The sequence below is a fragment of the Scytonema sp. PCC 10023 genome (assembly GCF_963920835.1).
Lineage (GTDB): Bacteria > Cyanobacteriota > Cyanobacteriia > Cyanobacteriales > Nostocaceae > Kalymmatonema.
In genome coordinates, this window is sequence record NZ_CAWUDP010000217.1 from 1 (window position 1) to 5091 (window position 5091).

A 5091-nucleotide genomic window follows, 5' to 3' on the forward strand; every position below is an offset into this window, starting at 1 on the left:
TACGTCCGGTTCTAAATGGGAGGGGCGGGAGATAATACTCCCCCTCGACCTAACTCAATACCCACACAAGCTGGCACGTATGTTTTACCGTATGTGGACAACGGCTGGACAATATGCCGACCCTGGCATGGACTACTATGAGCAGAAATACAACGAGCAAATCCTAAAAAATCTGAGGAACAAAGCTCATGCTCTTGGTCTTGAACTTGTCCCAATTTCTCCAGATATGCAAAATACTCCATCTTCTCCAACCCTTTCTACATAAGCCTTACGCAAAGTGTTTCTTGAAAGTAAACTGATTCACCCAGATAGGGGCGTTTTTTGACTTCGCCAACAGTATCCGTTAATACTCACGCCCCTACCTGCGCTATTTTAGTCTGGCTTAGACTCAAAGATTTAGCTTATAAAAGTAGTCAAACAATTTATCAAATTAAACATGGATTATTGTCAAATTATTTAGTTCAGCAACTAAAACGTCCGGATGTTCCCATGTTTGTCCTCTAGTTGTTTGGCGCTCTGCGCGGCTACGCCGCGCCATTGCTTGTGACAGTTGCGTAAGTCCTGTAGGGGTATTAGCACTTGTAACATAAGAAATTACAAATTTGTATTACAGACGCCAACAGTATCCACAACTACACAATCCTCAAAAGCCCCCAAAGCTTTTAGAGTCGCTTTCTGAGCTTCAGTGATACCTGTAACGCCAGTGATATTCATGCCCTCGTAGGGCCTTATTCTCAAGACTTTGAGGCACAGACCTGTCTCGACATCCCAAAATTGTATACTCTGATCTTCACTGCTACTGGCGAGGACTGTATCCGCCTCAGATGACACTACTTCACGCAGGATGGTGAAAGCAAGGGAATAAACCCGTTTTGTATGCCCTTTCAAAACTCTGAGGCATTGACCTGTGCTGGCATCCCAGATCCGCACGGTTTGGTCTGTGCCTCCACTGGCTAAAAATCGACCATCTGGACTGTAGGCAACTGTAACAACTGAATTGGTGTGGCCCTGCAAAACTTTAATACATTGCCCCGTGTTCACATCCCAAATCTTAACCAGGTGGTCTTCGCCACTACTTGCTAGGGTTTGACCATTGGGGTGAAATACGATGGTCCATACCCAATTGGTGTGACCTTCTAGCACCCTGAGCCACTGACTTGTGTTCACATCCCAAATCCGAATCCTTAAGTCGGCTCCAGAACTGGCAAAGGTTTGACCATCCGGACTATAAACGATTGAAGTTACCAAACTGGTGTGTCCCCTTAGCACCCGGACACACTCGCCCGTTTTAATATCCCAGAACCTTATCACTTGGTCTTCATCACAACTGGCTAGGGTATTACCATCGGGACTATAAATCACTCTGAGCACCCCGCAGGTATGTCCTTCAAAAATTCTCAAGCACTGACCTGTATGCACATCCCAAAGCTTCACTAACCGATCAGCTCCACAACTTGCTACAGTTTGACCATCCGGGCTGAAAGCAACAGATGTAACCCAATTCTTGTGGCCCTTTAAAACTTTGAGGCACTGACCGGTTCTGACGTTCCACAGCTTCACGATTTGGTCTTCACCGCTACCGATTACAGTTTGACCATTGGGACTGAACGCAATCGACCACACCCCGCTACTGTATCCCTTGAAGGTTCTGAGACACTGACCTGTCTGGGTATTCCACAGCTTGATCGTTTGACCTACATCTTTGCTGATCAGGGTTTGACCATCAGCGCTGAAAACGACGGTACTGACTCCATACCTATGTCCCTGCAACGTTCTAACGACCTGACCTATGCTGATATCCCACAGCTTGATCGTGTGATCAGCACTGCCACTTGCTAACAGTGGATAGTCAGAACTATAAGTCTCCTGAGGCATACCTATCTCTTTCGTAGAGGCTAACGCCTTCGGCTTCGCTTCGCTGACGCCGACGCTGACTGCGGAGCGTTCCATAGCCAAGGCAACTGACCATACCGAATCCGCATGTCCTTGGAGGATTTTGAGACACTCACCTGTTTGAAGGTTCCACACTCTTACTGTGCGATCACTGCTGCCACTAATTAGAGTTTGTCCATTGTGGGTGAAGACAACAGAGCAGACTATATCTTCATGCCCTTGCAATGTTTTCAGACATTCACCCGTATCAACGTTCCACAGTTTGATGTTTCGGTCTGCACCACAAGTAGCAAGGGTTTGACCCTCAGGGCTAAGGACAACAGACCATATCCATCCCTTGTGTCCTTGCAAAGTACGGAGGCATTGACCGTTATTGATATCCCACAGCTTAACTATTTGATCTGCACTGCCACTCACTAACATTTGATGTCTGCAGATGAGAGTAGTAGTCCATATGTTAGTGAATAAAGTTTGCTGGCACTGACCGTTATTGATATCCCACAGCTTGATCGTTTGATCATCACTGCCACTGATGAGCATTTGACCATCAGTGCTAAAGGTCAAACAAAGAACCCAACCTGTATGTGCCTCCCAAGTCAATATTAGCTGTCCATCGGACATCCGCCGCAGACTAATTTCGCCATGAGCATTGCCTGTCGCGATTAGTCTTCCATCGGGACTGATTACCAAGGAATAAATATAGCTAAAGCTTTCAGTAAAAGTAGACTTGGATAAATTAGAATTTGAAAAGTCAACACCACGTAAATTTGCGTTTCGCAAATCAGCTTGCCAAATTGGCATATTAGAAAAATTATGATTGCTTAAATCAAGCTGAAGTTGGCATAGTAAATTGAGTGTGTTACCGCCTGCATACCCTATTTCAGTTGGCAGTTTTTCCTGGAGGGATGAAATAATTTGCATCAACTGATTTTTAATAGCATCAGGATTACCAAACACACCCAATAATTGATTGATAATTGGTTTCAGGATGAGTTGTCTCTGAATCTCCTGGATATAATCTTTTCCCTGAGCCTTTATAAGTGCGTAACTTTTGTAAATAGAAGTTTCCTGAGTTTGAATCTCCAGGATAACTTGCTTAATTAATTTAGTAGTTACGTACTCCATAAGTACGGGGTGTAATGTAAAAATAACATAACCTTTTTCAATCTGTGAGTTGGTTACACACTCAAGAAGACATCGCCGTTTTAAAGACTCTAGTGCCTCTATCAACTGAGCAGGTAATACGGGAGTTAGAAGGTCATCTTGCAGCTTTGTGAGCGCAACTGGTTCACGATTAATCGTCAACCAGTACATGATTTCTTTTTCTAATAAGGATAAGCGCTCAAACTGCCGAGCTAATAAATCTTCGATTTCACCAAAGATGATTGTTCCTTGAGATAAAAATTTAGATATATTACCACCAAATAAATCATTAATCGTTGTGGCAACAATCTTTAAGGCTAACGGGTTGCCCATATAGGATTGAATTAGGGTTTGCCAATCACTTGCTGAACCTGTAAAGTCACCTTTTGCTGTAAAAATTTCCTTTCCGTCTTTTACTGTTAGACCAAACAGTTGCAAAGACCTAACCGGGAATGTTTTACCTTCAAGAGCAGCTACTTCTTTGGGTTTCTCTCGACTCGTTAGCACTAGGCAACTATTGTGACGTAGTTCTCCAATCCACTTAAAGAATTCACCATAATCTTCGTACCCCTCTCGGTAGTAACCTGCTTTACAGCCATACAAAGACCCTAACGGCTCAGTACTACATAAAATAGTCTCTACATTGTCGAGTACGATTAGGCAACGGTACTTTTGTAGGTAATATAACAGCCGGACAATTAAATCGGTAACATCTTCAGATAAGTTGATTTCCTGTTGTTTAGACAGTAATTGAATTATTTCTTTAAGAAGAGAACCAAGGGAGGATACGTTATGAAGTGAGCGCCAAACAATATACTCAAATTGGTCCTGAATTTGACTCGCTAACTTCAAAGACAGAGCCGTTTTCCCAATCCCACCAATTCCTACAATGGCTATCAGTTGGCAGCGTTCTTTAACAATCCACTGCTCTAACTTAGCTAATTCTTGAGAGCGTCCATAGAAGATAGAAACTTCAATTGCTTCACCCCAATTTTGACGATTTTCAATGCTGTAATTGCCAACACTGATAGTCTCACGAAGATTGCCATGGGGGAGGAGAGGCTTTATAGCATATCGATAAGTCCCTGAATTTATTCCAGGGGACAACGAAGCCTCCTCTCCCCTTAAATCGGCTCCATCACCTTCTGATAATTTAACCTTTGTAATGCCTTCTTCTGAAATTACTTGCTGTTTGTCTAAAGTGTGGCTGAGTGAATGCGAGTCTCTTTCAGAGTTACTTTGCGAATACCATTGCTTTAAAACTAAGCGAAAGTTGTTTTTGTTTACTCTCTCGCCTAGTGCTTCTGAAAGCATTTTCCATAATTGAAAAGCAGCAAACTTAATGTAGTCGCCATCATAGCCAGAACTTTCGGCGATTTCCGGATAAGTCTTTTGCTCCCAAGACTGACGAACAATGATCTGTTGGACTTCATTCAAAAACTTTTTACCAAGAATCAACTTTATAGTAGCTAAGGCTTCTTCAACTGTCATTTGCCATCGGCATCCTAGCGAATTTTTTGTATGATGCATTTTGGATGCATTCATCATTATATAATTATAACTCCCGGTTTGCCCATTTTTTTGGGAGTGATAAAAAATAGGGATAAATAAGTATACTGAACGACATATTTCTAAAAAGATAGACTACTCCCTTCCCGCTAGAAGATTACCTATAATGTAGGAACAAATATTACATAAGTGTGACGAAAGTAAGATTGTGGGTGAATGTGTAAAAAACTGAACATTCCAACTAGAGCGCCGGTCAAGTAATCACGCTCGGAGGGTGGTTGGCTACTGTGAGTGGGTTGACGAGAGTACTAGGAGTGGATAGCTATTGATAATATTTATTGATAAATAGATGAGGGACACAACCGTGATTAATGCTTTTGCACGACGCAAGTCTGCTTGTTTGTGATTGTCACCTTGATAGGCGATCGCCATGCAAGAGAAGAACAATTTCAGGACTTACGCAACTGTCACAGGCGATCGTCACCCATAACTAGACTAGTTCGCGGTGCGAAACGGTAGAAGAAATGAACTAAAAACTTGATGAAT

1 protein-coding gene and 1 pseudogene are annotated in these 5091 nt (G+C 42.7%); one reads left to right on the top strand and one right to left on the bottom strand.

Features of this window, described 5'->3' with window-relative positions:
• Nucleotides 1-265, top strand: a pseudogene (locus ACM0OZ_RS47770) (hypothetical protein); the annotation flags it as partial.
• A gap of 329 nt (nucleotides 266-594) precedes the next feature.
• On the opposite strand, the gene ACM0OZ_RS47775 reads toward ACM0OZ_RS47770, so the two are convergent.
• Nucleotides 595-4527 (bottom strand): NB-ARC domain-containing protein, encoded by a 3933-nt coding sequence (locus ACM0OZ_RS47775; protein ID WP_414589979.1) that lies wholly within the window; start codon nucleotides 4525-4527, stop codon nucleotides 595-597.
• Between the last annotated feature and the right edge of the window lie 564 nt (nucleotides 4528-5091).